3 protein-coding genes and 1 pseudogene are annotated in these 4,563 nt (G+C 66.0%); 1 reads left to right on the top strand and 3 read right to left on the bottom strand.

Annotated elements, in window-relative coordinates; genetic code table 11:
• Positions 1 to 242: Rv3235 family protein (locus WA965_RS13830; protein ID WP_526447643.1), on the top strand; the 242-nt coding region annotated here is incomplete at its 5' end.
• An 83-nt stretch (positions 243 to 325) separates the two neighbouring features.
• Here the strand turns inward: WA965_RS13830 and secA are convergent.
• The 3 genes and pseudogenes from secA to WA965_RS13815 all read right to left on the bottom strand — a co-directional run.
• Complete coding sequence (gene secA, locus WA965_RS13825) at positions 326 to 3,142, bottom strand: preprotein translocase subunit SecA (protein WP_526300112.1); 2,817 nt, start codon at positions 3,140 to 3,142, stop codon at positions 326 to 328.
• 185 nt (positions 3,143 to 3,327) lie between these two features.
• On the bottom strand, positions 3,328 to 3,969 hold the full coding sequence (gene hpf, locus WA965_RS13820; protein WP_526300116.1) for a ribosome hibernation-promoting factor, HPF/YfiA family: 642 nt from the start codon (positions 3,967 to 3,969) through the stop codon (positions 3,328 to 3,330).
• A gap of 325 nt (positions 3,970 to 4,294) precedes the next feature.
• Positions 4,295 to 4,563, bottom strand: a pseudogene (locus tag WA965_RS13815) (ComF family protein); the annotation flags it as partial.

Here is a 4,563-nt window from a genome sequence, read left to right as displayed (position 1 = left end):
CGCCGGCACTGATCGACAGTGTCATCGCCCAGGTCGGCGTGACGCGTCGGGGCAGCGCGACCATGAAGCGGATCCGGGTCCGCGCGGTGGCCGCGGGTGTCGACGACGACGGACGGCCGGCCGAGGTCTGCGCAGCCGAGGTGTTCGCGACGTTCGCCCGGTCCGGGCGGGTGCACGCCGTCGCCGCCCGCATCGAGCGGCACAAGGACCGCTGGCGACTGGTTGCGCTCCAGATCGGCTGAGCCTCGCGCGCATTCAGACTGCACGCAGGGCGGCGTTCACTCGTACTTGTGCGCCGCTGGTGCAGTCTCGATGCGCAGAAGGGTCAGTTCCGGCGGCTGCCCTTGGCGTGCTTGCCGCTCTGGCGGGCCGCCTCGCGACGCTCGCGACGGGTTCCGCCGCCGTTGGGCTTCGCGTCACCGGAGCGGGTCACCTCCACCGAACCGTCCTCCGACGGTCCGGAGTAGATCAGGGGCTGCTCCTGATCGTCGATTCCCTTGGCGCGCAACCCAGCCGGGGCCGGAGGTCGCTGCTTGGTCGCGACGCCACCCTTGTTCGATTCTGCCGCCGCGGCCGCTGCGGCCGCGAACTCGGCGAGTCCGGGGGGCGCTGCCACCGGCGAAACCGCCGGTGCAGGTGCGGCTTCGACGCTGACGTTGAACAGGAAGCCGACGGACTCCTCCTTCATGCCCTCGAGCATGCCGGTGAACATGTCGTAGCCCTCGCGCGCGTACTCGACCTCGGGGCGCTGCTGGGCCAACCCGCGCAGGCCGATGCCCTCACGCAGGTAATCCATCTCGTAGAGGTGTTCACGCCATTTGCGGTCCAGGACGTTGAGCAGCACGTTGCGTTCCAGCTGACGCATCGCGCCGTCGCCGGCGATCCCGTTGATCTCGGCCTCCCGCTCCGCGTAGGCACGTTCGGCATCGGCGACCAACGCGTCGAGCAGTTCCTGGCGGTTCAGTTCGCCGGGCTCACCGACCGCGTCGGAGTCGATCAGATCGTGGTGGTCGATACCGACCGGGTAGAGCGCCTTGAGCCCCTCCCACAGCTTCTCCAGATCCCAGTCCTCCGAGTAGCCCTCGGCGGTGGCGCCGTCGACGTAGGCGGTGACGACGTGGATGAGCATCTTGTGCGCCTGGTCGGCGAGGTTCTCGCCTTCGAGGATGCGGCGACGCTCGGCGTAGATGACCTTGCGCTGCTGGTTCATCACCTCGTCGTACTTCAGGACTTCCTTGCGGATGTCGAAGTTCTGCTGCTCGACCTGGGTCTGGGCGCTCTTGATGGCGCGCGAGACCATCTTGGCCTCGATCGGCACGTCGTCGGGCAGGTTCAGCCGGGTCAGCAGCGTCTCCAGCGTCGCTCCGTTGAAGCGGCGCATCAGCTCATCGGCCAGCGACAGGTAGAAGCGGGACTCACCCGGGTCGCCCTGGCGGCCCGAGCGGCCGCGCAGCTGGTTGTCGATGCGCCTGGATTCGTGGCGTTCGGTGCCGAGCACGTACAGCCCGCCGGCGGCGACGACGTCCTTGGCCTCCGCGGCTACCTCCGCCTTGACGTGCGGGAGGTCCTCGTGCCAGGCCTCTTCGTACTCGTCGGGGGTCGCGATGGGGTCGAGGTTGCGCTGACGCAGCCGCCGGTCGAGTAGGAACTCGACGTTGCCGCCGAGCACCACGTCGGTGCCGCGGCCGGCCATGTTCGTGGCCACGGTGATCGCACCCAGCCGGCCCGCCTCGGCGATGATGCCGGCCTCCTGCTCGTGGTACTTCGCATTGAGGACGTTGTGCGGGATGCGGCGCTTCTGGAACTGGCGCGACAGGAACTCCGAACGCTCCACGCTGGTGGTGCCGATCAGCACCGGTTGACCCTTCTCATAACGTTCGACGACGTCGTCGACGACCGCGATGAACTTGGCCTCCTCGGTCTTGTAGATCAGGTCGGACTGGTCGGTCCGGATCATCGGCTTGTTGGTGGGGATCGTCACCACGCCGAGCTTGTAGATCTCGTGCAGCTCGGCGGCCTCGGTCTCGGCGGTGCCGGTCATGCCGGCGAGCTTCTCGTAGAGGCGGAAGTAGTTCTGCAGGGTGATCGTGGCGACCGTCTGGTTCTCGGCCTTGATCTCGACCTGCTCTTTGGCCTCGATGGCCTGGTGCAGACCCTCGTTGTAGCGGCGCCCGATCAGCACGCGACCGGTGAAGTCGTCGACGATGAGGACCTCGCCGTTGCGGACGATGTAGTGCTTGTCGCGCTCGAACAGCTCCTTGGCCTTGAGGGAGTTGTTCAGATAGCTGATCAGCGGCGAGTTCGCAGCTTCGTACAGGTTCTCGATGCCCAGCTGGTCCTCGACGAACTCGACACCGAGCTCGTGCACACCCACGGTGCGCTTCTTGATGTCGATCTCGTAGTGGAGGTCCTTCTCCATCAGCGGCGCTAGCCTGGCGAACTCGGTGTACCAGTTCGATCCACCGTCTGCGGGCCCGGAGATGATCAGCGGGGTGCGGGCCTCGTCGATGAGGATGGAGTCGACCTCGTCGACGATGGCGAAGACGTGGCCGCGCTGGACGCAGTCCTCGAGGCGCAGCGCCATGTTGTCGCGCAGGTAGTCGAACCCGAACTCGTTGTTGGTGCCGTAGGTGATGTCGGCGTTGTAGGCGGCCCGACGCTCGTCGGGGGTCATCTGCGACAGGATCACGCCGACGTCCAGGCCGAGGAAGCGGTGCACGCGGCCCATCTGCTCGGCGTCGCGCTTGGCGAGGTAGTCGTTGACGGTGATGATGTGCATGCCCTTGCCGGCGAGCGCATTCAGATAGGCGGGCAGGACGGCGGTCAGCGTCTTACCCTCACCGGTCTTCATCTCGGCGACGTTGCCGAAGTGCAACGCGGCGCCGCCCATCACCTGGACGTCGAAGTGGCGCTGGTTGAGCACCCGCCAGGCAGCCTCGCGGGCGACGGCGAACGCCTCGGGCAGGATGTCGTCGAGATCCTCGCCGTTGGCGAGGCGATCCTTGAACTCGTCGGTCTTACCGCGGAGTTCGGCGTCGGACAGCTTCTCGGTGTCATCGGACAGGGTGTTGACGTAGTCAGCCACCCCCTTGAGGCGCTTGACCATGCGGCCTTCGCCGAGACGGAGCAACTTTCCCAGCACGCTGTTTTACCTTTTTCCTCGTTGCGATGATGACCATTCGTCACGCATTAGACGGACACCATCGTAGGCGACGCACCAAAATCGCTGGTCGAGCACGTCAGGCGCGCCGCCCTTCGGGTGGATCCGGCGCGCCACGCGACCGTGACGGTGCGTGCGCGCGCCGGATCGACCTCAGGTGAGCTTGATCAGGCCAGCTTGATCAGGCCGTAGTCGTAGGCGTGCCGGCGGTACACCACGCACGGACGGTCGCTGTCCTTGTCGTGGAACAGGAAGAAGTCGTGGCCCACGAGTTCCATCTCGTAGAGCGCGTCGTCGACGGTCATCGGGTTCGCGGTGTGCTCCTTGGTGCGCACGATCCGCCCGGGCTCGTGGTCGTCGACGGCCGGATCGCTGTCGACGGGCTCGCTCGACCGCGCGAACGCCGCGTCGAGATGGTCGAGCGAAGTGGCTTCGTGCAGTGAGACCGGAGTCTTGTCGCCGTAGTGGATCTTGCGACGGTCCTTGCTCTTGCGCAGCCGCCGCTCGAGTTTGCCGGCGGCCGACTCCAGGGCGGCGTAGAAGCTGTCGGCGCAGGCCTCGCCCCGCACGACCGGCCCGCGACCCTTAGCCGTGATCTCCACATGCTGACAGTTCTTACGTTGCCGTCGATTCTTCTCGTGGTACAGCTCGACGTCGAAGAGATAGATGGTGCGGTCGAATCGTTCCAGGCGGGACAGCTTCTCGGCGACGTAGTTGCGGAAGTGGTCGGGAACTTCGACGTTTCGACCCGTGACCACCACCTCGGCGTTGGGACTTGAGTCGGGGGATCCGTCGGCGTTCGGATCCATCACCATCGTGCTGTCTGATTCCACGGAATGACTTGACATACTTGGCAACTCGATTCTCCTTCGCGTTCGCACGCATACGCGTGCCCGGGCCATCAAAGAAATCGCGCCGACGGAGCAGAACCTCTACGCGCCACTCGCCGGCGCAAGGTGTCGACTACTCACCTCCTACCGCTGGGCGCGATAACCGGCGCCTGGGGTTCTCGACGCCGCCGTGAAGTGTTCACGGATGGTTGATTGCGACGGTAGTCCGTGTTCACCCTGTCGTGCCACTAATTCGGCAGACGTGTTTTCAAGTCTTCACACGCGATTGATCTGCGGGTAATGCTCACGCGTGCGCCAGCGCGAGCACCGCCACGACGTCGGCACCGCAGGTTTGCAGGACGCGAACCGACTCCGTCGCGGTGGCGCCCGTGGTCACCACATCGTCGACGAGGACGACGGGCCCGGCCACCAGTGTGGTGGTTCGGACGCGCCCGGCGATGTTGCGCTGCCGGTCGGTACTCGAGAGCCCGACCGAGTCGCGGGTGAAGGCCTTGAGGCGCAGCGCGGGCACGACGGTCAGGCCAGGTAGGCCACCGATGGCACGCTGGGCCA

It is taken from the genome of Mycobacterium sp. (assembly GCF_049683935.1).
Lineage (GTDB): Bacteria > Actinomycetota > Actinomycetes > Mycobacteriales > Mycobacteriaceae > Mycobacterium.
The sequence above is the reverse complement of the archived record's forward strand: the minus strand, read 5'-3'. Positions and strand labels throughout refer to the sequence as shown.

Excerpts from the sequence above, each read along its gene's own strand:
- hpf (WP_526300116.1), bottom strand. The coding sequence starts at position 3,969 with ATGGATCCGAACGCCGACGGATCCCCCGACTCAAGTCCCAACGCCGAG.